Source organism: Vibrio sonorensis, from assembly GCF_001854765.1.
GTDB lineage: Bacteria > Pseudomonadota > Gammaproteobacteria > Enterobacterales > Vibrionaceae > Vibrio > Vibrio sonorensis.
Map to the genome: position 1 here is coordinate 1 of NZ_LJJE01000009.1, position 355 is coordinate 355.

Below are 355 nucleotides of genomic sequence, written 5' to 3' on the forward strand. Positions count from 1 at the left end.
GCCACCTTTGGGGCGTGGCTTTCGATAGCTCTTTGCGATTGAATACCTTTTCGCTTCATTAGACGATGTACTTGGTTAATACCACAGATTTCCCCTTCATCTCGTAAGTCACTGTAGATTTTTCGATAACCATACTCACTGCCTGACTCCAGCCAAAATTGCTTTATCAGTCCGAGAAGGTATTTTCGCCGCTTTTCTTGTCTACTATCTGGATTTTTGAGCCAAGAATAACAACCACTTGGGTGAATTCCAAAGACTTTACACATGCGTCGAACAGACCAAATTGTCTGATTCGCTTTAATAAAGGCATACCTCAATCGGACTGGCTTGCGAAGTACACAGCGGCTTTTTTTAG

At 42.8% G+C, this 355-nt stretch carries 1 pseudogene; it reads right to left on the minus strand.

From position 1 onward, the window contains the following. Positions 1-355, minus strand: a pseudogene (locus tag BLO31_RS02190) (IS3 family transposase); the annotation flags it as partial.